Consider the following 24594-nt stretch of genomic DNA (forward strand, 5'->3'; position numbering starts at 1 on the left):
TATGAAAACGGACGCAGTTGTCGAACTGAAAGAGGTCAACAAGTGGTACGGTGAGTTTCACGTGCTGCGCAACATCAACCTGCAGGTGGGCAGAGGGGAGAAGATCGTCATCTGCGGGCCATCGGGGTCGGGCAAGTCCACCATGATCCGCTGCATCAACCGGCTGGAAGAGCACCAGAGCGGAGACATCCTGGTCAAGGGCACGGCCCTGACCTCGGATCTCAAGAACATCGAGACGGTGCGCCGGGAGGTGGGCATGGTGTTCCAGCACTTCAACCTCTTCCCCCATCTGACCGTGCTGGAGAACTGTTGCCTGGCGCCCATTTGGGTCAAGCAGTTGCCGCGCAAGGAGGCCGAGGAGATTGCCATGAACTTCCTGCGCCGGGTGCGGATCCCCGAACAGGCGCTCAAGTATCCGGGGCAGCTCTCCGGTGGCCAGCAGCAGCGGGTCGCCATCGCCCGCAGTCTGTGCATGAATCCCCAGGTCATGCTGTTTGACGAGCCGACGTCTGCGTTGGATCCCGAGATGGTGCGGGAGGTGCTGGATGTGATGGTGGAGCTGGCCCACGAGGGGATGACCATGCTCTGCGTCACCCACGAGATGGGGTTTGCCAAGCAGGTGGCGGACAGGGTGATCTTCATGGACCGGGGGCAAATCATCGAAGAGAACGTGCCGGATCAGTTCTTTGACAACCCCCAGTCCGATCGGACCAAGCTCTTCCTCTCCCAGATCCTGCAGCACTGAGGCAGGGCACAACCTTCAGAAAAACAGCCCGCACGCTCGAATGAGCGGCGGGCAAATGTGTACATGGAAGTCGACGACAGACAGAAAGGAGTATGTCAGCCCGGCAACAGGGTGGTGGTGCGCAGATCGCGCACGGCCAGGTTGATCTGCCGGGCCAGGCTCAGCGCCTGATGACAGCTCAACGGCTTCACATCGATGATCCCCCCTTGAAACTCAAACCGCCCCAGTGCTTCAACCATGAAACTTCCATGATGGAAGCTCTTGATATAGCGAGCAATTCGACGGGGAGACCACTGCTTGAACACCTTCATGGCAAGAGACCCTGTTGTTTGGACAGGGCACACTATGCCGACGGACCGTGACACTGATGTGACACTTGATAAAGATTTGTATGAATCTGTCTTGTGATCGGCTGGCGTGCAGCTCCGGCGTTGAAAAAGTAGTGAGAGTCCGGGTCCGGGGCCCGATATACTGCGGCCATTGCAGACATGACAAAGGTGCCGCACGTGGAGTGGGTGGACATAGTTGACGAGCAGGACAGGGTGATCGGGGTGGCCGAGCGCGCCAGGGTGCGTCAGGAAAACCTGCGCCATCGTGCCAGCTACATCCTGGTGCTGGATGAGGCTGAGCGCATCCTGGTGCAGCGGCGCACCCCGAGCAAGGATTTTTGCCCCGGCATGCTGGATGCCTGCGCCGGTGGCGTGGTGACCACGGGGGAGGCCATGGCCCTTTCCGCCCGGCGTGAGCTGGCCGAGGAGCTGGGGATCCGCGACGTGCCCCTGCAGGATTACGGCACCTTCTATGCCGAAGGGGAGGCGAGGGGCAGCCGCTACCGGGTCTGGGGCGGCTTGTTCAGCTGTCACTATCAGGGGCCGCTGCAACTGCAGGCCGAAGAGGTGAGCGAGGTGCACTGGATGAGCCTGGGCGAGATAGCCGATCGGGCGGACGAGTTCACGCCCGACTCCCTGCTCGCCATCGCCACCTGGCAGGCAAGGCGCCTGCCATCAGGCCAGAAATAGGGGCGACAGGCGTTCGCTCCCCGATCGCTTTGTTGCTGCTCGATGGACCCCTTCGCCTTCTGGTGGAATGGGGTAGACTGGGCCTCTTTGAACCACAGAAGGATGCGTCATCATGATCACGGTCGGTCAATCCCTGCCCGCAGGGGAATTTACCTTTATCACCGCCGAGGGCAAGCAGGTGAAGGATACCCAGGCCCTGTTTGCCGACAAGCGGGTGGTGCTCTTTGCGGTGCCCGGCGCCTTCACCCCCACCTGCTCCAACGCTCACCTGCCGGGCTACGTGGTGCTGGCCGATCAGTTCAAGGCCAAGGGGGTGGAACTGTGCTGTCTGTCGGTCAACGACGCCTTCGTGATGAAGGCGTGGCAAGAGGCCCAGAACGCCTCTGCCATCACCATGCTGGCGGACGGTGACGGCAGCTGGACCCGGGCACTGGGTCTGGCCAAGGAGACCGGGGCCTTCGGCGGCGTGCGGGCCCAGCGTTTTGCCCTCATCGCCAACGATGGTGTGGTGGAGCGGCTCTTCGTGGAGGCGCCAGGCAAGTTCGAGGTGTCGGATGCCCAGAGCCTGCTGGCGGCGCTGTGAAAGATTAATCGGTGTTTGATTACACCTTGAAATAGCAAGCGGCCCCGTTACACTGAGGCCGCGTTTGGATGGAGCCAGGCAACTTGCCTGGCTCTCGTGTTTGCCGTGGATGAGATAGAACAATATGACCCTGGCTTTTGTTGCCCTGATTGCCGGACTGGCGTTGCTGGTCTGGAGTGCCGACAAGTTCGTGGACGGCGCCGCCGCCACCGCCCGTTACGCCGGTATGCCGCCGCTGCTGATCGGCATGGTGATCATCGGTTTTGGTACCTCGGCCCCCGAGATGGTGGTCTCCGCGCTGGCGGCCTCCCAGGGCAATCCCGGGCTCGCGCTCGGCAATGCCTATGGTTCCAACATCACCAATATTGCCCTGATCCTGGGTCTGACCGCCCTGATCAGCCCCATCGCCGTCGCCTCCCAGGTGGTGCGCAAGGAGATCCCCATCCTGCTCGGCATCACCCTGCTCTCCGGCGCCCTGCTCATCGATGGCCATCTGGGCCGGATGGATGCCGCCATTCTGGGGGCCGTGTTCGCAGTGCTGATGGGCTGGTCCATCTGGGCCGGCATGAACGGCAAGGGGGATGCGCTGGATACAGATACCGAGAAGGACATCGTCTCCGAGGGCATGTCTCTCAAGAGCGCCATCCTCTGGCTCATCGTCGGCCTGGTGTTGTTGATCGGGGCTTCCCGTCTGCTGGTGTGGGGGGCGGTGACCATCGCCCAGGGCTTTGGCATCAGCGATCTGGTGATTGGCCTGACCATAGTCGCGGTGGGGACCTCCCTGCCGGAGCTGGCATCGTCCCTCATCGCCATTCGCAAGAACGAGCACGATCTGGCCCTTGGCAACGTGCTGGGTTCCAACCTGTTCAACACCCTGGCCGTGGTGGGCATCGCCGCCGGCATCCACCCGCTCGAGGTGGCGCCCGAAGTGCTTTCCCGCGACTGGAGCATCATGATGGGACTGACCCTGTTGCTGCTGGTGATGTGTCTGGGCCGCAAGGGGCAGGGGCGCATCAACCGGCTGGAGGGGGGCGTGCTGCTCGCCTGCTTCGTCGCCTACACCGGCTGGCTGCTGACGAGCCAGTTCATCTAGTCTGGTGATGAAATGAAAGAGGGGACGCCGCGGCGTCCCCTCTTTTTTGTGCGCGGGGCCTAGTCTCAGGCCACGGCAACCAGCTTCTGCTTCTGGGCGCTGTCCAGGATCAGGATGCTCGCCTTGGGGAAGAAGTTGAAGGTGGACGCGGAGGCCCAGGTGTAGGCCCCCATCACCCGACCCACCACCAGCTCGCCGATCTCGAGATCCGGCAGCATGATGCTGTCGCGGATGACGTCCACGCTGTCGCAGGTGGGCCCGGAGAGCACCGCATTGTGCAGTTCGCCGTGGGCATAGGGCGTGCTCACCGGGTAGGTGACGTGGTCGTAGAGCTGGCCGTTGTAGCTGCCGTAGAGACCGTCATCCAGGTAGTACCAGATCTTGTCGCCGCGGTGGGCCTTGCCCATCACGCTGGAGACCGAGGTCATGGCCGGCGCACTGATGAAGCGGCCCGGCTCGGCAATCTTCTGCACCGTGGCGGGCAGCTTGGCCAGGGCTTCGCGGATCGGGGCGCAGAAACCGTCGATGTCGAACTCGCCACCGTCATAGTCCACCGGGAAGCCGCCGCCGATGTCCAGCACCCAGGGCTTGAGCCCGAGCTCCCAGGCCTGCTCCATGATCTCGCGGCAGGCGTCGATGGCCTGCACGTGGCGACGGGCGTGGGGCACCTGGGAGCCGACGTGGAACGACAGCCCCATCACCTTGATCCCCTTGGCCTGGGCCAGTTGCAGCAACGGCAGTGCCTGCTCCGGGGTGCAGCCGAACTTCTTGGAAAGATCGACCTTGGTCTCGGGGTTCGGGAAGCTGACCCGCAGCAGCAGTTTCACTTCATCCTTGTAGGGCAGGAACTTTTCCAGCTCCAGCGGGTTGTCATAGACAAACACGGTACAGCCGAATTCCAGGGCATAACGGATGTCGCTGTCACGCTTGATGGGATGGGTATGGATGCAGCGTCCCGGGCGAACCCCTTGGCTGCGCACCAGATCCACTTCGCCATTGGTGGCCAGATCGAAACAGGCCCCCTCTTCCTTCAAGACAGAGACCACCGCCTCGTGGGGCAGGGGCTTGAGTGCATAATGCAAGCGCACATCGGGCAGGGCGGCCGCCAGGGCCCGATACTGTTTGCGGACGGCTGCCTTGTCGAGCAGCAGCAGGGGGGAGCCGAATTGTTCAACCAACTGACGGTAATCTTGTGCGACCAGGGTCTCGTTCATTCTCTTTTGATAGTCCTTAGGGGGCGTGATATGCCCAAGCCATATGCGATTGAACCGGCGACGGCCGGCTCAGGCGAGCGGTCCGGAGGGACCCACCAGGCACATTGCATAACTCCCTTGCAAAGTGCTTAGTTATGCGCGGGATTATCGGCTTATTGAGTTTGTGTGCAAGCATTTTGATTGGATATGTCGGCAAGTTTTTCTGGTCGAGACGAAACAGGCTCTTGATACGGGGAGCGATCAGGGCCGTGATGGGGAGCACCTCCGAAGGGAGCTTGATAAGCTGTTGATAGTTAACGAACTAATAACATCAGGCCTGGGGGTTGCGGCCAGGTAAAAAGGGGGCGCCGGGGCCAGGGAGTGCGAGACAGCTCACATTTTTTGGATTACCATGCCCGCTTCCTGATCCAAACTAGTTCGGATGAAGGTAGCAGGAGAGCGATGGGCAACCATCCACCGAAGAAGTGAATCTTTCAGGTACCGGGCAACCGGTGTGGACTGCTACTGGACGATACTCTGGAGAGACCCGTTGAATCGGGCGCCGAAGGAGCAAGGCACCGTGATTGCATCGCAATCTGGCGCCGGAAACTCTCAGGCAAAAGGACAGAGGGGATGGGATGGTTGTACCTGAGCTTGAAACTGTTCACGGTCTGTCACGAGAGGTCGTCAGCAAGGTAAAGAGCAGCGCAGGAACCGGAGCGTATAGACATACGTGAGGATTCCGAGTCGCGCATGAGCCTTGATCACGACCTCGCAGCAAGAGTGTGAACACGTTTTTGGCCCGCATCCGATCGCCTCTGGTTGATCGCGACACCTATGGGAAGATCATCCTTCTCCTCCTTAATCGTTGTTTTTTAAGGAGGATGCATGTCATCAATTCAATCGGCGCTCGCCGCCATCGATAGCTTTATCTGGGGTCCCCCCCTGCTGATCCTGCTGGTCGGGACCGGTATCTATCTCACCTGGCGTCTGGGTCTGCTTCAGGTAGTGCGCTTGCCGCTGGCCCTCAAGCTGGTCTTTGGCCGCGATCAGGGGCAGGGCAAGCAGGGGGATGTCTCCAGCTTTGGTGCCCTGTGCACCGCCCTCTCCGCCACCATCGGCACCGGCAACATCGTCGGGGTCGCCACCGCCATCAAGCTGGGGGGCCCGGGCGCCCTGTTCTGGATGTGGATGGCTGCCCTGTTCGGCATGGCCACCAAGTACGCCGAGTGCCTGCTGGCGGTGAAATATCGCCAGCAGGACGCCAACGGCCAGATGGCGGGTGGCCCCATGTACTATCTGGAGAAGGGGCTCGGCTCCAGGCCGCTCGCCAAGCTGTTTGCCCTGTTCGGCATCGGCGTCGCCTTCTTCGGCATCGGTACCTTCCCCCAGGTCAACGCCATCAGTGATGCCATGAGCCTCTCCTTCTCGGTACCCCGTGAAGTGACCGCCGTGGTGCTGACCCTGATCGTGGCGCTGGTGACCCTGGGGGGTATCCAGTCCATCTCCAGCGTGTCGAGCAAGGTGGTGCCTTTCATGGCCATCTTCTACATCGTCGCCTGTGCCGGGGTGCTGGTGAACAATGCAGGCGCCCTGCCCGATGCGGTCATGCTGGTGATCGGAAGCGCCTTCACCGGCCATGCGGCCACCGGCGGCTTCGTCGGCGCCGGCATCATGCTGGCGATCCAGTCCGGGGTGGCGCGCGGGGTCTTCTCCAACGAGTCGGGGCTGGGCTCGGCCCCCATCGCGGCGGCGGCGGCCAAGACCGATTCCTGCGTGGAGCAGGGGCTGGTCTCCATGACCGGCACCTTCATCGACACCCTCATCATCTGCACCATGACCGGTCTGACGCTGGTGGTGACCGGGGTGTGGAGCGGCGATGCGAGCGGTGCGGCCATGACCAGTCTGGCCTTTGCCCAGGGGCTGGATGCCCATGTGGGCCAGTATCTGGTGAGCATCGGCCTCCTGTTCTTCGCCTTTACCACCATCCTTGGCTGGAACTACTACGGCGAGCGCTGCACCGAGTACCTGTTCGGGGTGAAGGCGATCAAACCCTACCGCCTCATCTATCTGGTGCTGGTGGCGAGCGGTGCCTTCCTCCATCTGGACCTGATCTGGCTCTTGGCGGACATCGTCAACGGCCTGATGGCGGTGCCCAACCTCATCGGCCTCATCGGCCTGCGCCACGTGGTGATTGCCGAGACCCGCGCCTACTTCAGCCGGGACCGGGATACGGAATCCGAGCCCGAGCCGCAGACGGCCTGATGAGAAGCGGGCCTGCGGGAAGTCCTGTCACCGGGTCCCTGTCCATGGCGTCAACCGGGATCCGGGCTGGGATGGCAAAACCCGCAGCTTGATCCCGGCTCCTCTGACAACATCTGTGCGAAATACGCAAAAGCTACGACGCTCATCGTGGCTTTTTTGCATTTTACGCAATAAATGGCGGCGCTTGTTGCCCCCAGGGGGTCAGGGGGAGGGAATATCTCCGGTAAGCCGCTGCGCCAGCGCTTCGCTCACCCGGCTCACCAGGGCCGCCTCATCCCCCTGCCAGCCAATGGCGTGGGCCAGTGTGGTGGAGGTGCCCGGAGCAAAGCGCAGCTCGCCCCCGGCCAGTTCGTAGAAGCGGCTCGCCATCCGGGTGCCCTCGTCCACATCCCCCGCCACCAGCAGCATGGCCTGGGCCAGCACGGCGCCGTCGTGATCCCGGCCCGGCGCCAGCCAGCGCTGGGCGGTGCCGGTCACCTTGCGCCCTCCGATCACCAGGTTGTACTGGCCGTCGCAAAACGAGCCGGGCACGAAGTCGTAGCTGCCCGCAAGGCCGTATTCCTCCAGCAGGGCGAGCAGGGGCGCCCCCAGCAGCCGGTAATAATGAGCGAGATCCTGGGTGGTGCGAGGCAGCATGAGGGAGAGGTTGAGGATGCCGGCGCCGTGGGGCACGGCGGTGCCGCCACTGTCGCGCACGAACACCGGCCAGCCCTCGGCAGCAAGCTGCTCGCAGGCGGCCTGGTAGCGGGGCAAACGGGTGTCCTTGCGGGTGATGATGAGGCATTGGGGGCCCTGCCAGAGGAGGGCTCTGGGCTCGCCGTCACCGGCGCACTCCCGCAGCCAGCGCTGCTCCTCGGCCAGGATCTGGTCGGGTGTCTGGTGGGCGGGCGGCGGGGGCAGCAGGGTATAAGGCATGAAAGGCATCCTTTGGCAGAGGCTGCCAAGCACAGTACGCGCGGGGGCAAACAAGGTAAAGCCCCGCGTGGCGGGGCTTTGGTGCAAGGATGGCGGGGCCTCAGGCCCGGGGGGCGGCGCGCCTGGGCAGCAGCAGATTGAGCAGGATGGCGGTGAGGCCGCCGGTGGCGACGCCGTAGGAGAGCACGCTCCTGGCCAGCTCCGGCAGGTGTTGCAGCACCTCGGGCACCTGGGCCACTCCGAGACCCATGGCGAGCGACACCGCCAGGATCATCAGGGCGCGGCGGTCCAGCTCCTCCTGGGAGATGATGCGCACCCCGGCGGCGGCGATGGTGCCGAACATGACGATGGTGGCGCCGCCGAGCACGGGTTCAGGTATTTGTTGCACCAGGCTCGCCACCGCCGGGAACAGGCCGAGCAGGGCCAGCATGGCGGCGATGAAGAGGCCGACATGGCGGCTGGCCACCCCGGTCAGCTGGATGACGCCGTTGTTCTGGGCGAAGGTGGACATGGGGAAGGTGGAGAAGACCGCCGCCAGCATGGAGTTGGCGCCGTCGGCCAGCACGCCCCCCTTGATCCGCGCCATGTAGACCGGCCCTTCCAGCGGCTCGCCGGAGATGTCGGAGGTGGCGGTCATGTCGCCGATGGCCTCCAGCGCCGTCACCACGAAGATGATGGCGAGCGGCACGAACAGCTGCCAGTCAAAGCCGAGTCCGTAGTGGAGCGGAACAGGGACCATCAGCAGGGGGCCGTCGAAGGTGGGGGCGCTCACTTTGCCCAGCAGCAGTGCCACCGCATAGCCCGCCAGCATGGCGATCATGATGGCGGAGAGGCGCAGCCAGGGGTTGCGACTGCGCTGCATCAGCACGATGAGGCCGAGCACCAGCAGGGAGAGAAAGAGGTTGGTGTGGCTGGCGAAGCTGCCGTCCGCCAGGGCGCCATAGCCGCCCCCCATGCTGATGAGCCCTACCTTGATGAGGGTCAGGCCGATGAGCAATACCACAATGCCGGTCACCAGCGGGGTGATGATCCGTTTGACCAGGTGCAGGAAGCGGCTCATGACGACGATGGTGAGGGCCGCTGCCAGCATGGTGCCGAACAGGGTGCCCAGCAGATCCTCGGTGGGCATGGCCGCCTGCTTGAGGGCGAGGCCGGAGGCGATGATGGGACCGAGGAAGTTGAAGCTGGTGCCCTGTACCGAGAGCAGGCCGGAACCGAGGGGGCCGAAACGGCGGGTCTGGATGAAGGAGGCGATGCCGGACATGACCAGGGACATGGAGACGATGTAGCGGGTGTCGTCGGCGGGGAGGCCGAGGGCATTGGCGATGATGAGGGGCGGGGTGATGATGGCGACAAACATGGCGAGCATATGCTGCAGGGCGGCGAACAGGGTCTGGGGCAAGGGTGGGACATCCTCGATGCCGTAGACCAGTTCGCTGTGGGTTCGCCTGGGGGGATGGGCCTCTCGGATGGCGCTTGGGGCGGCAGCCTGTTCCATAAATACCTCGAATGTGTGGGGGAGGGGAGAAAATTGGGCGCTATTTTAGTGATTGGTATCGCGCTTTCCAGCGCTAATTGAGCGCAAACTCGTTTATTTCCTGATGGGTTGAAACGTTTTCCTGTGGCGATTAAGATCCGCCGGTTTGTGTGAGACCGATCCCTCACAAAGGGGAGGGAGGCTGATGCATCAGGATGGGGACGGTGTAGAATGAGCCCTCGGTTCGAAGATGGAGACTCTGGATGCTGAAGCTGTCGGAGTTCTGGAGTGCCCGCGCCCACTCCGAAGATTTTACCCTGACCCGGATGGGCTTCATGACGGTGCGGCTGCGGCTGCTCACCTGTCTGCTGATGGCGGGGCTCCCGAGCTGGGCTCTGGTGGACTGGCTGACCCTGCCAGCCATCCAGTTCGAGGCGCTGTTCCAGGTCAGGATCTTCTGCCTGCTGGCCCTTTCGCCCCTCATCCCCCTCTCCTATCTCATCCACTTCAAGCGCGAGCGCATGAAGCTGGCGCTGGGCTACCTGATGGCGGTGATGATGCTCTTCTCCCTCATCTGCCTGCACAGCTTCGGCGCGGATCAGGAGATGCAGGCGGGCTACATGGCCTTCCCCTATCTGCTCATCAGTCTGTTCGCCATCTTCCCCATTCCCCTCTCCCTCAGCCTGCAACTGGCGGGGGGCATTCTGGCCACCATGCTGGCGGGCAACTGGCTGCTGGTGGGCCAGCCTCTCTGGAGCGTGCAGACCCTCAACCAGGTCTGGCTGCTGGGGCTCTTTGCCATCGCCAGCGCCTGGGTGCAGTGCGGCCAGCTCAACATGCTGCTGCAACTCTATCGGGAATCCACCACGGACGAGCTGACCGGCATGATGAACCGCCGCCTGCTGATGAAGCAGCTCGAGAAGGCGAGGGCCGCCATGATCCGTAAACAGGCCCCCTTCGCGGTGCTGCTGCTGGATCTGGACCGCTTCAAGCGCATCAACGACACCTTCGGCCATCTGGCGGGGGATGCGGTGCTCAAGGAGGTGGCGGCCACCCTGTCGGAGCAGCTGGAGCCCGGCATGGTGCTCGGGCGTTACGGCGGGGAGGAGTTTGCCATCCTGTTGCCCGGTTGCACGGATCTGGCACAGGCCAAGCGGGTGGCGGAGCGGCTGCGGGTCGCGGTGGAGGCGAGGTTGGTGAAAAGCCCCACCTCCGACGAGCTGCTGGAGGTGACGGTGAGCATCGGTCTGACCCTGGCCCAGCGTGGCGAGGGGGTGGAGGTGCTGCTCAACCGGGCGGACGAGTGCCTCTACATGGCCAAGATGGCGGGTCGCAACTGCGTGGTGGCCGAGGCAGGGAAACCCGCGGGCGATGCAGGGCGCACAAAAACGGATGCCGCCTGAGGGCGGCATCCGGTGATGACGGGGCTGGCGTCAGGCCAGGGTGTATTTGCCGGAGAGCTGCTGGGCCAGCAGCTTGAACATGTTGAACACCGCCATGGTCTTGCCGGTCGGGGTGCCGTCCTCTGCCAGGAAGAACTCCCCCTTGAACACCAGAATGTCCCCCTTCTGCTCCACCGAGTCGGCGCGCATGCCGTGGATGAAGTCCTCGTGTTCACGAATGATCTTGTTGGCCATCTCCAGCAGGGCAGTCTCGGTGATCCGCTCTTTTTGTGGTTGCATGCTCGTCTCCTTAAACGACTACTGGGCAGGGGCACCAGGGTCGGCATGGCCGGCGCACCCCGCCTCTGATTGAAGAGGGGGCCAGCATACTGCAAAGCGGGATTTTCTGTCATTGATATGACCCCGCATTTTCCCGCTTTGCGCTCTTCCCTTATCCCAGCACCAGATTGCGCAGCCAGCGGCGCTGGCGAATGCGGCGCTGCACCAGCAGCACCTTGGAGAGCTCCTCCAGCAGGACCACGGCCACCACCCAGGAGAGGGGCCAGCCCAGCAGGCTGACCGCCACCCAGGCCAGCGGCAGGCCGATGCACCACATGCCGACGATGTCGATGAAGATGCTGTAGTTGACGTCCCCCCCCGAGCGCAGCACCCCGACGATCCCCACCATGTTGAACACCTTGAGCAGCATGCCGAGGCACATGATGGCGAGCACCTGGCCGGCCTCCGCCATCAGCTCGCCCGGCAGGTTGCCGACCCATTGCAGCAGGCTGCCCTGCATCAGCCAGACGGCGGTCCCCACCAGCAGGGCGCCGACGGGGGCCAGCAGCAGGAAGAGCTGGGAGTGCTGCCAGGCCTCGTCATACTCCTCTGCCCCGAGCCGGTGACCGAGCAGGGTGGAGCAGGCCACCGCCAGCCCGAAGAAGAGGGAGATGAGGATGCTCTCCAGCGTGCCGAGGGTGGTCATGATGGCCAGGGCGTCGGTGCCGAGGTGCGCGTAGAGGAAGCCGTAGAGCAGCATGCCGAAGGCCCAGAGCCCGTCGTGCAGCAACAGCGGCAGGGCGATCAGGGTGAAGCGCACCACCTCCTTGCGCCTGAAGGCGGCGAGCCAGTCTTGCTTGCGCGGGATGAGACGGGGCTCGGCACGCCACACATAGGCAAGCAGCAGCGCGGTCTGGAGCAGGCGCGAAAGGGTGGTGCCCCAGGCGGAACCGGCTACTCCCATGGCGTCGGCGCCGAAATGGCCGAAGATGAGGGCATAGTTGAGGATGACGTTGGCGATGATGGCGATGATGCCGATGCGGGTCGGCGCCGCGGCATTGCCCACCGAGCGCAGGGCCGACTCCAGGGGCACCACCACGGCGGTGCAGAGGATGGTGGCGCCGGTGATCATCAGGAACTCGTCGGCCAGCTCGCGCAGCGCGGGCTCCTGGCTGGCAAACCCGAGCACGCTGCCCGGTGAGAGCACATAGACGAGGGCAAAGGGCAGGCTCACCGCCAGGGCGCCCACCAGGGCCAGGGCCAGGGAGCGGCGCACCCCGGCCATCTCGCCACGGCCGAAATATTGTGCCGCCAACACCGAGACCCCGCCCGAGAGCCCCGCTATCACCAGCAGATTGAAGAAGAAGACCCGGTTGCCCAAGCCGACCGCCGCCACAGCCGTGGTGCCGAGCTGGCTCACCATCATGATGTCGATGAGGCCGAGCAGGGAGAACATCATGGATTGCAGCGAAACCGGCAGGGCCAGTCGCCACAGTCGCGTCATGAACTCGCGATCGGTGGTTTGTTTTAAAATCGCTTGCCAATAATTCATTTATGTTAACCGGGTTGGTAAAAATCAGGGTTTGTCGTGGGTATGATAGGGGGGGTGTCGGGAGGCTTCACTGTGAGCCCCTCTCGGCTTTCTTGTGCAAAACTATCCTGTTGAGGTGCTATGCCATTTATCAACGAGTGTCTGGAAATCGCCCCGGCCTGCGAAGAGCGGATGCTGGGACGCGAAGGGCTGCCCCTGCTTGGGGAGGCGGGCGTCTTCCTGACCGGTCTCTCGACGATACGGGAGCACTACCTTATCCGCCGCAACCGACCGGAGTTTCACATCCTGATGGTGAGCCATGACGAGGGGGGCGCCCTGCTCACCGATGGCGGGGAGCAGCCCATCCCGGCGGGAGCCCTGGTCTTTCTCCCGGCCGCCGTGCCGGGGGGCCTCAGGCTGGTGGGGGAAGCCTGGCATACCAGTTGGATCCTGCTGGACGACGTGCCGCGCTGGCAGCATCTGCACCGGCTTGGCCATCGCATCTGGCAGGGAGAGGAGGGGGAGCAACTCTACCATCTGCTCAGCCTGATGCAGGGGGAGGGAATACGTTCGCCACTCCAGCCCCAGCTGCTGAGCCTGCTGCTGGCGCTCTTGGAGCGAACCCTGCAGGGGGAGGTGCGCGGCACGCCGGAGCTGCGGCTGCAGGCGCTGTTTCGGCGGGTGGAGGCACGTCTGGACGAGCCCTGGAGCGTGGCCCTGCTGGCCGACCAGATGGCCTGCTCGGTGCCCCATCTGCACCGGCTCTGCCAGCAGGTGTTCGGCATGGGCCCCATGGCCTGGCTCACCGGGCTTCGCATGAACAAGGCGCGCCAGTTGCTGCTCTACACCAACTGGCCGCTGGCCGAGCTGGCGGCCCGGGTCGGATACAGCGACGGCGCCAACTTTGCCAACCGTTTTCGCCGCCTGACGGGTCAGACTCCGGGGGCCTTTCGTCGACTGGGTCGCAAACCTTTCGCAAGGGAGGTGCAAACCCTTTGAAATTGTTGGCTCAAGCCCATAGGATCGACGGGCCACACAGTCAAGGTACAGATCCATGTTTGAAGATAATAATCAGAAACGTCCCCTCTACATTCCCTACGCAGGTCCAGCCCTGCTGGAGACGCCGTTGCTCAACAAGGGCAGCGCCTTCACCAGCGAAGAACGCAGCAGCTTCAATCTGGAGGGTCTGCTGCCCCAGAACATCGAAACCATCGAAGAGCAGGCAGAGCGTGCCTATCGCCAGTTCATGGCGTTTGGCAACGACATGGACAAGCACATCTATTTGCGCAACATCCAGGATACCAACGAAACGCTCTTCTACCGCCTGCTGAACAACCACCTCACCGAAATGCTGCCGGTCATCTACACCCCGACGGTCGGCAAGGCGTGCGAGGAGTTCTCCAACATCTATCGTCGTGCTCGCGGCCTCTTCATCTCCTATCCGGACAAGGACAGGATCGATGACATGCTGCAAAACGCCACCAAGCAGAACGTCAAGGTGATCGTGGTCACCGACGGCGAACGCATCCTGGGCCTCGGGGATCAGGGCATCGGCGGCATGGGCATTCCCATCGGCAAGCTCTCCCTCTACACCGCCTGTGGCGGCATCTCCCCGGCCTACTGCCTGCCGGTGGTGCTGGATGTGGGCACCAACAACCAGCAGTTGCTGAACGACCCCTTCTACATGGGGTGGCGCCATCCGCGCATCTCCGGCGAAGAGTATGACGAGTTCGTCGATGCCTTCATCCAGGCGGTCAAGCGCCGCTGGCCGGACATCCTGCTGCAGTTCGAGGATTTCGCCCAGGGCAATGCCACCCCGCTGCTCAACCGCTACAAGGATGAGCTGTGCTGCTTCAACGATGACATTCAGGGGACCGCCGCGGTGACCCTGGGCAGCCTCATCGCCGCCTGCAAGGCCTCCGGTGCCAAGCTCTCCGAGAAGCGGGTCGCCTTCCTCGGGGCGGGCAGTGCCGGGTGTGGCATCGCCGAGCAGATCGTGGCGCAGATGAAGGCCGAAGGGCTGACCGACGCCGAGGCGCGGGGCCGGGTCTTCATGGTGGACCGGTTCGGTCTCATCACCGACAAGATCCCCAACCAGCTCGACTTCCAGCGCAAACTCTCCCAGCCGGTCGAGCGGATCAAGGAGTGGCCGGTGGGGGACAACATCTCCCTGCTGGAGGTGATGGAGCACGGTCGCCCGGACATCCTGATCGGGGTCTCCGGCCAGCCGGGTCTGTTTACCGAAGAGGTGGTCAAGACCATGCACAAGCACTGTGCCCGTCCCATCATCTTCCCGCTCTCCAACCCCACTTCCCGGGTGGAAGCCACCCCGGCGGATCTCATTCGCTGGACCGACGGCCAGGTGCTGGTCGCCACCGGCAGCCCGTTCGCACCGGTGGAGTACAAGGGCAAGCGTTACGTCATCGCCCAGTGCAACAACTCCTTCATCTTCCCGGGGATCGGCCTTGGGGTGATCGCCTCCGGTGCCAACCGGGTGACCGATGCCATGCTGATGTCGGCCAGCCGTGCCCTGGCGGATTGTTCACCCCTGGTGAAGGGGGAAGAGGGTTCCTTGCTGCCGGATCTGGCGGACATCCATCAGGTCTCCCGCTACATCGCCAAGATGGTGGCCAAGACCGCCATGTTGCAGGGCAAGGCGGTGCAGACCCCCGATGATGTGATCGATCAGGCCATCGAGGCGAACTTCTGGCGCCCCGAGTACCGCCGCTATCGTCGTACTTCCTTCTGATCCCAAGGGGACAGACATGCAGAAGGGATGCCTCGGCATCCCTTTTTTGTGCACGGCGGTGAAGGAAGAGGAGGTTATTGTGCCGGTTGCTCGGTGGGGGCGGACTCGGCGGGATTGCTGACGCCGGTGACCCGGATTTCGACCCGGCGATCCGGGGCCAGGCAGTCGATGAGGGCGGCCCTGGCCTTGATGGCATCACACTGGGTGCCGGTGACCGGGTTGCTCTCGCCATTGCCCTGGATGCTCACCTTGTCGGCGGGCAGCCCCTTGCCAATCAGGAAGTTGGCGACCGTGCTTGCACGGGCCTCCGACAGTGCCTGGTTGTTGGCATCCGAGCCGATGCGATCGGTGTAGCCCATCACCATGGCGTTGCCATCCTTGGGTTTGACGTCGACGATCTGCTGGTAGAGGGCGTCGAGTGCCTGCATCCCCTCCGGTTTGAGCTCCGCCTTGCCAAAGGCAAACAGCACATCCGAACTCAGGTTGAAGGTCTGATCCACCGGCTCGGGAGCCGGGGGCGGCGGTGCCACGACCAGAGGCGCGGCCACCGGCACTGCGGCGACGGTGCGATTGGGGTGAAGCACCAGCTCGATGGTGGCGGTACTGATGTCGCTGACCCAGCGTTTGGTACCGCTGCCCACCTTGTCGTTGTCAGGATCGTCCCCGACTCGCACCATGTAGCGGTAGCGGGTCTGGATGTCTACCCAGTCGCTCAGTCTGGCGGTCAGTCCCAGACCCGCCAGGGGAGCCAGGTTGTCATCTCCCCCGTTGACGGAGTCGACGTGATAGAGATAACCGCCCCCTTCGGCAAAGACAGAGAAGATGTCCCCCAAGGGCAAACGGCCAATGACCGACAGGGTGGCCCCCTTGCTGTTGAAGTCCTGGCCGGCGATATCCCAGTCACCGGTGGAGAGGTAACCGAGTTCGGTCCCCAGGTTCTCGTTGTAGTTGTAGCCGACAAAGGCGTTGATGGCGGTCGCGTCCTTGCCGACACCCTGGCTGAAATCATCGATGTCATGGGCAAAGGCCCAGCCACCCCCAGCCCCCACATACCAGTCGTGAACAGGTGCCGCCTGGGCGGCACTCGTCGCCAATGCCAATGCAATCCACACAGGTTTCAGTCTTATGTTCATCGCGTATCCTCGTCGATGTTGGGTGTTATAGGGCTCCCAGCCCTTTGCTATGTATAGCCAACATTATGTATAGGCGATGTGAGCGCATTAACCATTTAAGTGACGCATCTGTATGGAAAATCGGTGAGACAGGCAGGTGGGCTGCCCGCGCTGGCGGTGCCGTCCGGGCATTAAAAAAGGGGCCGGAATGGCCCCTTTTTGCAACAGGTGGTTGTCCCCTTATTGCTGCACTTCCTGTACGCCGGTGACGCGCACTTCGACGCGGCGATCCGGTGCCAGGCAGGCGATCAGCTGAGCCTTGGCCTTGATGCCGTCACACTGGGTGCCGGTGACCGGGTTGGCTTCACCACGACCTTCGATGGAAACCTTGCCAGCCGGTAGACCCTTGCCAACCAGGAAGTCGGCCACGGTGCGGGCACGGGCTTCAGACAGCTTCAGGTTGTAGGCATCGGAGCCGATGCGGTCGGTGTAACCCACCACCACGGCGCTGCCATCTTTCGGCTGGACGTCGACGATCTGCTGATACAGGGTGTTGAGCGCAGCAGCCCCTTCCGGCTTCAGGGTGGATTTGCCGAAGGCAAACAGCACGTCCGAGCTCAGGGAGAAGTTCTTGTCGACCATGACGGGCTCGGGAACCGGCTCGGGAGCCGGTGCCGGGGCCGGTGCCACATAGGTGGTGCGGTTCGGGTGCATCACCAGTTCCAGGGTGGCGACGCTCATGTCGGTTTTCCAGGTTTTCTGATCGTCACCCAGATCCCACATGTAGCGGTAGCGGGCCTGCAGGTCGATAAGGTCGGAGAGCTTGGCAGTCAGACCCAGACCCGCCAGCGGCGAGGTGCCGTTGTCGCTCTGGCCGTTGCCGTTGACGTGGTTGAAGTAGGCACCCCCTTCGGCGAAGACGGAGAAGATGTCATTCATGGGCAGGCGTGCGATACCGGACAGGGTGGCACCCTGGGTCTTGAAGTCGACGCCATCGACGCCAGCCTTGCCGGCATAGAGATAGCCGAGCTCGGCGGCAAAGTTCTCGGTGAAGTTGTAACCGCCGAACAGGGAGAGCGCGGTGGCGTCCTTGTCAGCATCCTGGCCGAAGGTATCCAGGTCGTGGCCATAGGCCCAACCTGCACCCATACCCGTGTACCAGTCGTCGGCCGCCTGAGCGGTGGTGGTTCCCATGGCTGCAATGGCCAGAGCAATCAGGGTTGGTGCCATTTTCATTTTCATCGTTTTATCCTCGTTGAGTTGCCGTGCTATGGGCGTACTGCGCACTCTTTGTTATACCGGTCGCAGATGACACTTCATGTGCGACACCGTGAGCGGATCACGGACGGCTTGAATAAAAAATGGATGGAAACCTGGATTCTCATGAAGCTGTTTCTCCATGGACAACTAACCGGGCACTAAGCACTTTTAATAGTTCATCCAATGTCTTACAAGCGTTGCTACTGTATTCTTTTGAATCAGCGTGATCAAGTTTCTGCACAGATATGCAGCGCCGACACCGGTGTCGCGGGGCCGCAATACGGGGGTAAAGGGGAGAAAGGTGAGACAGAGAGTGTCGCTGGGGGGAGGAGAGAGACAGTAAAAGGGGATGCCGTGGCATCCCCTTTTTTACGTTACCTGAGCGAAGTCAGATTACTTTTGAACTTCTTGTACGCCGGATACGCGAACTTCTACGCGACGGTCCGGAGCCAGGCAGGAGATCAGCTGAGCCTTGGCCTTGACGCCGTCACACTTGGTGCCGGTGACCGGGTTGGCTTCACCGCGACCTTCGATGGCAACCTTGCTGGCAGCCATACCCTTGCTGACCAGGAAGTTGGCAACGGTGCGGGCACGAGCTTCAGACAGCTTCTGGTTGTAAGCGTCGGAACCGATACGGTCGGTGTAACCAACAACAACGGCGTTGCCGTCTTTCGGCTGGAACTCAACGATTTGCTGGTACAGAGCGTTCAGGGCTTGCACACCTTCGGCCTTCAGGCTGTCTTTGCCAAAGGCGAACAGCACGTCGGAGTTCAGGGCGAAGTTCTTCTCAACGATTTGCGGAGCCGGGGCCGGTGCTTCTTCAACAACCGGGGCCGGAGCAGGCGCTACGTAGGAAGTACGGAACGGGTGGTAAACGGCTTCCAGGGTCGCAACGCTCTGGTTGGACTTGTAGCGTACGTTGTCGGCGTGCAGGTCAGCCACGTCCCACATGTAGCGGTAGCGAGCTTGCAGATCCAGCGCGTCGTTGACCTTGTAGGTCACACCGGCACCGGCCAGCGGGGATACTTTGGTATCGCTGGTACCCAGACCGTCGGTGTGGCCCCAGTAGGCGCCAGCTTCACCGAACAGGGAGAAATCGTTGCCCAGCGGCAGACGGGCGATACCGGACAGGGTGGCACCCTGGCTCTCGTAACGGTTGCCGTCGGTGTTGCCACGGCCGGTGTACTGGTAGCCCAGCTCGGAACCGAAGTATTCGTTGAAGTTGTAACCAACGAAGGCATTGGCAGCAGCCGCATCTTCTTCGCCAACGTTCACGCCTTCGATCTTGTTCAGACCGTTGAAGTGAGTTGCACCAACACCGGCGCCGAAGTAGATGTCGTCAGCGGCGTGAGCTGCAGTTGCACCCATGGTGGCCATAGCGATGGCGATCAGGGAAGGAGCCATTTTCATCATAAAATAATCCTCGTTGAGATGGCACGTTGTTCACGTGCTTCGCACTTTGTAATTTATGTAAGCTGCTGGCTCTGTCGACCAACGACGTTGGTGCGAACAGGGATCCTAGATCCATCCAGGAGGCACGTATCTGGGTGCACAAGTGCGCGGGTTGCACTGTCGACAATGCATACACCGCCACGAACAGCCGACGTCATTCCGATGACGTGGCGCACTTTATGCCCATTTCAAAACATGATCAAGCTCACAGATAAGGGATGGGGCAAATTGTGTCGTAGGGATAACTGGCTGTTTCTTGGGATTTATTAGTGATCCAAGTAGGCGCGATGCAGTTTCTTCTCAAGCTTCATATAAGCCTCAGCCCAAGCGTGCCGCGGGGTGGCGTCACCCGCCCTGACCGAGAGGACTGCAAGATAGTCCGCCTCGGTTGCTTCGCACAGCAAGGGTGTGAAACTGAGCAAGAAGTGACGGGCGAGGTAGGGATCGAGAGGCCAGATGTTGAGGATGGCCCGCGCCACGGGCTTGACGGCGGTGGAGCAGATGAAGTGCCGATGACCCGCTTCCAGCCATTGGGCCATCTCGGCGAGGCTTTCTTCCGGCACGATGCCGCCATCGCCTTTCTCCCTGGCCAGCGTCATCGTGTGACCATTGCCCAGTGCCAGGGTGCCGTTTTCTGCCACGACGCCGTCGTGGCTGCGCAGGGGAAGCGTCGTCTGGCCTTCAAGATAGAGGCTGCAGCTGTCCGGGAGGGCCGCCAGCACGGTGGCGGCGTCCCCCTGCATGGCCATGGGCAGCCAGAACGCTTCGGCCCGGGTCTGCAGACCCTGGGCGAGCTGACGGGGGAGGGAGTCCGGGTCGGAATGAAGACGGGAAATGATGCCGGGAAATGCCATGTTGATGACTCTCTTGGAAATAACCGGCGAATTATACGAGGGATGGCCGGGCAACAAGAAAGGTTTCTTTTCGAGACTGTTTACCTGAGGCGACGCAGCGATTACCATCCCCGAGGTTTGTGAAGGGTTGTCGTCGAAAGACGCTGATTATAGATAGAGGCTCGACCATAACGAGTCCGTTCAAAACTGATACACTTGACTACGAGTCGTCGCGAAAAATAAAGGTGGAGTCAATCCGCCGAACGGAGTATGGAACACATGAATTCAAATATCGTAACTGTTGGCAAGAAGATCCGTCAGATCCGCGAAGCGGTAGGCCTGAGCCGTCCCAAGTTTGCCGATCTGCTGGGCGTCCCCCCAACCACCCTGAAGAACTATGAACTGGGTTACCGTGAAGTCGGAGGCGCCTTCCTGGTTGCCCTGGCCCACCACCCCGATCTGCACAAGTTCACCCTCTGGCTGCTGGCTGACAAGAAAGTCGCCGAAATCGGCCAGATCGGTCCGGACGATATTGCCAAGGCTTGATTCAGTTCAACCTTGATAAAAATGCCGCCCTCGAGGCGGCATTTTTTATTTGTCAAAATGGAAAATTATTTAATTAAATAATGGGTTGTGTGCGGCCAGCGGCGATTTTCACTAAATCCTCTGTCGGGCTGGATTAATCTACGGAACACTCCGACCCTTTTAATTCAGGCGGTGATCCACACAGCGAGACAACGATGAGCCAATCCATTACCAAAGCCAGAGATGGGTTTACCAGCACCTTTGGCGTGCTGGCCGCGACCCTGGGGTCTGCCGTCGGGCTCGGCAATATCTGGAAGTTTCCCTATCTGACCGGTGAGAACGGTGGCGCCGGTTTTCTGCTGGTCTATGTCGTCGCCACCCTGCTGGTGGGATTGCCGGTGATGATCTCCGAGATCATGCTGGGGCGCGAGGCCAGGACGGATGCGGTCAGCGGGCTCATCAAGCTGGCCCCGAAGGGGCAACCCTGGTGGCTGATCGCCGCCATGGGGGTGAGCGCGGCCTTCCTCATCATGTCGTTCTACTCCGAGGTGGCGGCCTGGGTGTTTGCCTACATCTTCAAGGCGGCCAGCGGCGAGATCCTCTCCACCGATCCTGCCGTCACGGGGGCTGCCTTCAATTCACTCATCACGGATCCCTTGCAGAGTCTGCTCTGGCAGTGGCTGGTGCTGGCCCTGATGGGGGGGATCTTGCTGATGGGGGTCTCCAGGGGGATCGAAGCGGTCACCAAGCGGTTGATGCCACTGCTCTTCATCCTGCTGCTGGTGATAGGCGTGCGCAGCCTGACTCTGCCCGGGGCGAGCGAAGGACTGCATTTCCTGTTCTCGCCGGATTTCTCCAAGGTGACCGCAGGCGTCGTGCTGACGGCCATGGGGCTGGCGTTCTTCAAGCTCTCCATCGGGATGGGCTGCATGATGACCTATGGCAGCTATTTTCGCGATGATCAGCACATCCCTCTCACCACGGTACGGGTGATGTGCGCGGATCTCTTCGTCTCCATGCTGGCGGGGATCGCCATCTTCCCGGCGGTGTTTGCCTTTGGCTTCGAGCCGAGCGCAGGCCCCTCCCTGCTGTTCATCACCATACCCGCGGTCTTTGCCAGCATCCCCTTCGGCCACCTCTTCATGGTGCTCTTCTTCGTGCTCTCCGCCATTGCAGCCACCGGGGCCATGCTCTCCATTCTGGAGGTGCCGGTCTCGGTGCTCTCCGAGCGCTTTCACATGAGCCGCACAAGGGCGACCCTGATCAACCTGCTGGTGCTGGGGGCGGTCGGCTCGACCTGTGCGCTCTCGAGCAGCACGCTGGCGGATGTGCAGGTTGGCGGGAAAACCATCTTCGATCTGTTCGACTTCGTCTCTTCCAACGTGCTGATGCCCCTTGGCGGCATCTTCCTCTGCCTCTTTGTGGGCTGGGTATGGGGATTCGAGCGGATGACGACGGCGCTGACCAATGGAGGCAAGCTGGTGCTGCCCATCCTCAGCCCCCTGTTTTTCATCATCCGCTATGTGTCGCCGCTGCTGATCCTGGTGGTGATGCTCAAGGGGCTGGGGCTGTTCTGAGGCGCGTCGCCCGAAACAAAAAAGCGCCTATTGGCGCTCTTTTTGTCTTTTACCCCGATATGCCTTCATATCAGGCAGAGTCGTGACAGCTCCTCCTTGAGCTGCTCCAGGTTGCGCTCGACACAGGCTTCCCCCTCGTCGATGGCGTCGCTCGCGCGGTGGAAATCCATGATGGAGAGGTTGCCAAGGCGCGGGCAGAGCTGGATCTCGGGGGGATCCCCGGCCATCCGGGCACGGGTGATGCGCTCCTGCATGATGTTGATGGAGCCCGTCATCACCCCCCACATGCCGGGGGTACTGGGCTCGCGCTCGCCCCGGTTCAACCACTGGCTGAGCAGCCCCCCCTGCACGGGCTCGTCCGGTTCGTCGGTCCAGGGCTGGTGCATATCGGTGTTGAGGTTGACGGCGATCACCACCTCGGCTCCCATGGCGCGGGCCAGGGAGATGGGGACCGGGTTGACCACGGCCCCGTCCACCAGCCAGCGATCCTCCACCCGGGTCGGGGTGAGCAGGCCGGGCATGCCGCAAGAGGCGCGCACACACTGGCGAAGCGGCCCTTCCTGCAACCAGATCTCGCGGCCGGTATCGAGTTCGGTGGCGACGCAGGCAAAGGGCAGCGGCAGGCTTTCGATGGCGGGATCCCCCAGATGGCCGGCGGCGATGCCAAATACCTTGTCACCGCGAAACAGGCCGCCGGAAAGGGCAGGATCGAGCAGCCCCATGACCTGCAGGCGGCTGAAGCCGCGCACCCAGCTCTCCAGCTTGTCCAGTTCACCAGCGGCATAGGCGGCGCCGACAAAGCTGCCGATGGAGCAGCCAGCCACCAGATCCGGCTTGACGCCCAGTCGCTCCAGGGCACGGATGATGCCGATGTGGGCCCATCCTCGGGCCGCACCGCTGCCCAGAGCCAATCCCAGACGGGGTTTTCGTGACACAGTTGCGTCTCCTGACATGAAGTGGGAGTCCAGCTTACTCCGGCTTCTCCTGTCCGTCATCCCGCCACGCTTCGCTGCGATTGCGGCCGTCGGCCTTGGCCTGATAGAGGGCGATATCGGCGCGGCGGATCACCTCCTGCAAGGAGATGGCTGGTGATTGACGACAGTGGCCCAGGCTGACGGTCACCTTCAGCTCGGCCGCAATCGCGCTCCAGGGATGCTCTGCTATGCACAGGCGAAGCCGCTCGGCCAAAGGGGCCAGAGGGATCGCTTCATCGGCGACGAGCAGCAGGAACTCCTCGCCGCCCCAGCGGATCAGGTGGCACTCCCGGGTCAGCAGGGACTGACAGAGCTGCACCAGACGGATGAGGACCTGATCGCCCACCCCGTGGCCGAAACGGTCGTTGACCTGTTTGAAGTGATCGCAGTCAAACATGATGGCGCCGATACGTTGGCGGCCTGCCAGGGCCTGGCGGTGTTCGAAGGCATCGAAGTAGTGGCGGTTGAAGGCGCCGGTCAGGGCATCGTGGCGTGACAGGTAGTTGAGGCGCCGGTTGAGGCGCTGGGCACGCAGGCTGGAGACGGTCGCCACCACCAGACAGAGAATGGTGATGAGCGCCGTCGCCGATTGCCACAACAGCGTCTGCAGCAGAGGCAGCAGCGGGATGCGATGGATGAGGGAGAGCGGTGTCTCCGGGATGGGATAGACGAGCTGCAAGGCGCCCTGTTGCCACTCATATTCCGCTGACTGCGCCGTCCTGACCGGGGGCGGCGCGGTAGCGGACTGGCTGCTGGCGAGGATCTGCTGATGGGCGTTGAGCAGGAACAGGGTGCCAATCCGGGGGGCGAGGCGGTGCAGGGTCTGCGCCAGCGTGACGGTCTGGATGTCGATGCTGAGCAGGCCAATGATCTGGCCGCCCTGGGTAATGGGCTGGGAGAGGGTGATCATCTGCCCCCGTCCGGCAAAATCCTGGTAGGGGCGCGAGAGCATGGCGTGCTCCAGGTGGGGATACCTGGCCATCGCCTCCTGCCAGTAGGCCTTGCTGTAAATCACGGGATCGAAGCGAAACTGGCTGGATGGCACCCAGGGATAGAGGTAGATGAAATTGTCCGTACCGGTGAAGTAGATCCAGGCCACGTCCCTGTCCAGCAGCTTGCTGGCCGTGGCGAGCAGGGGGGAGAGGCTGAGGGCGAGATGTATTCTGGCTTGCCGCTCGCTGCCGTCGTGGGGCAGCGGGCCCTGCCCGGTCAGGTTGCCGATGAGGGCGGGGGGCAGATCGACGGGGATGCGATCCAGGTTGATGCCGTGCTCCCCGTCGGATTGCAGCGCCTGATAGAGCTGGCGAGAGAGCACGGACTGGGGATTGCTGCGCAGGCGCTCCTCCGCCTGGCCGCGCATGGCCTCAAGGAAGGTCTCCATCCGCTGGTGCTGGCTGCTGAGCTGAGTCGCGGCGTTGATGGTGTCACGCTTGTTGATCTCGGTAACCTGGCGAAACGCATGTTGCAGGGCGAGCAGCAACAGCAGCAGGCCGAGGCCCAGCAGCAGCCACTGCAATCGGTATTTGGCAAAGGCGGGGGAGGGAATGGACATGGGCGTACCGGAAGATGGCGAGAGTCGGCATCAGTGTAAGGCAGAACCCTGACGTGCGTGCCGACAAGATGCGTTTTT

The 24594-nt window shown here is 62.3% G+C and carries 22 protein-coding genes and 1 riboswitch; of the genes, 10 read left to right on the forward strand and 12 right to left on the reverse strand.

Annotated elements, in window-relative coordinates:
* Position 1: 1 nt before the first annotated feature.
* Positions 2–745: an amino acid ABC transporter ATP-binding protein gene (locus tag AB5Y51_RS14365; RefSeq protein ID WP_010673485.1), complete on the forward strand. Its 744-nt coding sequence runs from the start codon at positions 2–4 to the stop codon at positions 743–745.
* 95 nt (positions 746–840) lie between these two features.
* On the opposite strand, the gene AB5Y51_RS14370 is transcribed toward AB5Y51_RS14365, so the two are convergent.
* Positions 841–1056, reverse strand: a complete 216-nt coding sequence (locus AB5Y51_RS14370) for a DUF1107 family protein (RefSeq protein ID WP_010673486.1) — start codon at positions 1054–1056, stop codon at positions 841–843.
* Positions 1057–1233: 177 nt separating this feature from the next.
* Between AB5Y51_RS14370 and yfcD the strand changes: the two genes are divergently transcribed.
* The 3 genes from yfcD to AB5Y51_RS14385 all read left to right on the forward strand — a co-directional run bounded on the left by yfcD (position 1234) and on the right by AB5Y51_RS14385 (position 3440).
* Positions 1234–1764, forward strand: a complete 531-nt coding sequence (gene yfcD / locus AB5Y51_RS14375; protein WP_368178624.1) for an NUDIX hydrolase YfcD — start codon at positions 1234–1236, stop codon at positions 1762–1764.
* A gap of 112 nt (positions 1765–1876) precedes the next feature.
* Positions 1877–2347: a peroxiredoxin gene (locus AB5Y51_RS14380; protein WP_139700541.1), complete on the forward strand. Its 471-nt coding sequence runs from the start codon at positions 1877–1879 to the stop codon at positions 2345–2347.
* A gap of 124 nt (positions 2348–2471) precedes the next feature.
* Positions 2472–3440 carry a calcium/sodium antiporter gene (locus AB5Y51_RS14385; protein ID WP_368178625.1) on the forward strand — a complete coding sequence of 323 codons (969 nt, stop codon included), beginning with the start codon at positions 2472–2474 and terminating at the stop codon, positions 3438–3440.
* Between the two features lie 65 nt (positions 3441–3505).
* Here AB5Y51_RS14385 and AB5Y51_RS14390 read toward each other — a convergent pair whose 3' ends face one another.
* Positions 3506–4654 (reverse strand): type III PLP-dependent enzyme, encoded by a 1149-nt coding sequence (locus AB5Y51_RS14390; RefSeq protein ID WP_010673490.1) that lies wholly within the window; start codon positions 4652–4654, stop codon positions 3506–3508.
* A 506-nt stretch (positions 4655–5160) separates the two neighbouring features.
* Positions 5161–5271, forward strand: a riboswitch (glycine riboswitch).
* Between the two features lie 250 nt (positions 5272–5521).
* Here AB5Y51_RS14390 and AB5Y51_RS14395 point away from each other — a divergent pair.
* The gene (locus AB5Y51_RS14395; protein WP_368178626.1) at positions 5522–6898 is read left to right on the forward strand and encodes an alanine/glycine:cation symporter family protein; all 1377 of its coding nucleotides are present in this window, start codon (positions 5522–5524) and stop codon (positions 6896–6898) included.
* 201 nt (positions 6899–7099) lie between these two features.
* Here the strand turns inward: AB5Y51_RS14395 and AB5Y51_RS14400 are convergent, their stop codons facing one another.
* Positions 7100–7813 carry a protein ligase gene (locus tag AB5Y51_RS14400; RefSeq protein ID WP_368178627.1) on the reverse strand — a complete coding sequence of 238 codons (714 nt, stop codon included), beginning with the start codon at positions 7811–7813 and terminating at the stop codon, positions 7100–7102.
* 100 nt (positions 7814–7913) lie between these two features.
* Positions 7914–9311, reverse strand: coding sequence for a nucleobase:cation symporter-2 family protein (locus AB5Y51_RS14405; RefSeq protein ID WP_368178628.1), 1398 nt, complete (start codon positions 9309–9311; stop codon positions 7914–7916).
* Positions 9312–9553: 242 nt separating this feature from the next.
* Between AB5Y51_RS14405 and AB5Y51_RS14410 the strand changes: the two genes are divergently transcribed.
* The gene (locus AB5Y51_RS14410; protein ID WP_277856129.1) at positions 9554–10693 is read left to right on the forward strand and encodes a diguanylate cyclase; all 1140 of its coding nucleotides are present in this window, start codon (positions 9554–9556) and stop codon (positions 10691–10693) included.
* 30 nt (positions 10694–10723) lie between these two features.
* Here AB5Y51_RS14410 and AB5Y51_RS14415 read toward each other — a convergent pair whose 3' ends face one another.
* Both AB5Y51_RS14415 and AB5Y51_RS14420 read right to left on the reverse strand, forming a co-directional pair.
* Positions 10724–10972: a YciN family protein gene (locus AB5Y51_RS14415; protein ID WP_010673495.1), complete on the reverse strand. Its 249-nt coding sequence runs from the start codon at positions 10970–10972 to the stop codon at positions 10724–10726.
* A gap of 151 nt (positions 10973–11123) precedes the next feature.
* Complete coding sequence (locus AB5Y51_RS14420; protein WP_368178629.1) at positions 11124–12503, reverse strand: MATE family efflux transporter; 1380 nt, start codon at positions 12501–12503, stop codon at positions 11124–11126.
* Positions 12504–12623: 120 nt separating this feature from the next.
* Between AB5Y51_RS14420 and AB5Y51_RS14425 the strand changes: the two genes are divergently transcribed.
* The gene (locus AB5Y51_RS14425; RefSeq protein WP_162726164.1) at positions 12624–13481 is read left to right on the forward strand and encodes an AraC family transcriptional regulator; all 858 of its coding nucleotides are present in this window, start codon (positions 12624–12626) and stop codon (positions 13479–13481) included.
* A 55-nt stretch (positions 13482–13536) separates the two neighbouring features.
* Positions 13537–15231, forward strand: coding sequence for an NAD-dependent malic enzyme (locus AB5Y51_RS14430; RefSeq protein WP_039039301.1), 1695 nt, complete (start codon positions 13537–13539; stop codon positions 15229–15231).
* A 74-nt stretch (positions 15232–15305) separates the two neighbouring features.
* On the opposite strand, the gene AB5Y51_RS14435 is transcribed toward AB5Y51_RS14430, so the two are convergent.
* From AB5Y51_RS14435 to AB5Y51_RS14450, 4 genes are all read right to left on the reverse strand, one after another.
* Complete coding sequence (locus AB5Y51_RS14435) at positions 15306–16364, reverse strand: OmpA family protein (protein ID WP_323882449.1); 1059 nt, start codon at positions 16362–16364, stop codon at positions 15306–15308.
* A 219-nt stretch (positions 16365–16583) separates the two neighbouring features.
* Complete coding sequence (gene ompA / locus AB5Y51_RS14440; RefSeq protein ID WP_039039303.1) at positions 16584–17585, reverse strand: porin OmpA; 1002 nt, start codon at positions 17583–17585, stop codon at positions 16584–16586.
* 411 nt (positions 17586–17996) lie between these two features.
* On the reverse strand, positions 17997–19016 hold the full coding sequence (gene ompA / locus AB5Y51_RS14445) for a porin OmpA (protein ID WP_010673501.1): 1020 nt from the start codon (positions 19014–19016) through the stop codon (positions 17997–17999).
* Between the two features lie 305 nt (positions 19017–19321).
* Positions 19322–19909 carry a hypothetical protein gene (locus AB5Y51_RS14450; RefSeq protein ID WP_368178630.1) on the reverse strand — a complete coding sequence of 196 codons (588 nt, stop codon included), beginning with the start codon at positions 19907–19909 and terminating at the stop codon, positions 19322–19324.
* 258 nt (positions 19910–20167) lie between these two features.
* On the opposite strand from AB5Y51_RS14450, the gene AB5Y51_RS14455 reads away from it, so the two are divergent.
* Positions 20168–20434, forward strand: a complete 267-nt coding sequence (locus AB5Y51_RS14455; RefSeq protein ID WP_010673503.1) for a DNA-binding transcriptional regulator — start codon at positions 20168–20170, stop codon at positions 20432–20434.
* A 194-nt stretch (positions 20435–20628) separates the two neighbouring features.
* Entirely contained in the window at positions 20629–21990 is a 1362-nt protein-coding gene (locus AB5Y51_RS14460; protein ID WP_368178631.1) for a sodium-dependent transporter, read from the forward strand.
* 65 nt (positions 21991–22055) lie between these two features.
* Here AB5Y51_RS14460 and rssA read toward each other — a convergent pair whose 3' ends face one another.
* On the reverse strand, positions 22056–22925 hold the full coding sequence (gene rssA / locus AB5Y51_RS14465) for a patatin-like phospholipase RssA (protein WP_041213338.1): 870 nt from the start codon (positions 22923–22925) through the stop codon (positions 22056–22058).
* A 34-nt stretch (positions 22926–22959) separates the two neighbouring features.
* Positions 22960–24516, reverse strand: coding sequence for a diguanylate cyclase (locus AB5Y51_RS14470; RefSeq protein WP_324018208.1), 1557 nt, complete (start codon positions 24514–24516; stop codon positions 22960–22962).
* Positions 24517–24594 lie beyond the last annotated feature (78 nt).

It is taken from the genome of Aeromonas sp. R7-1 (assembly GCF_040908115.1).
GTDB classification, from domain to species: Bacteria; Pseudomonadota; Gammaproteobacteria; order Enterobacterales; family Aeromonadaceae; genus Aeromonas; species Aeromonas caviae.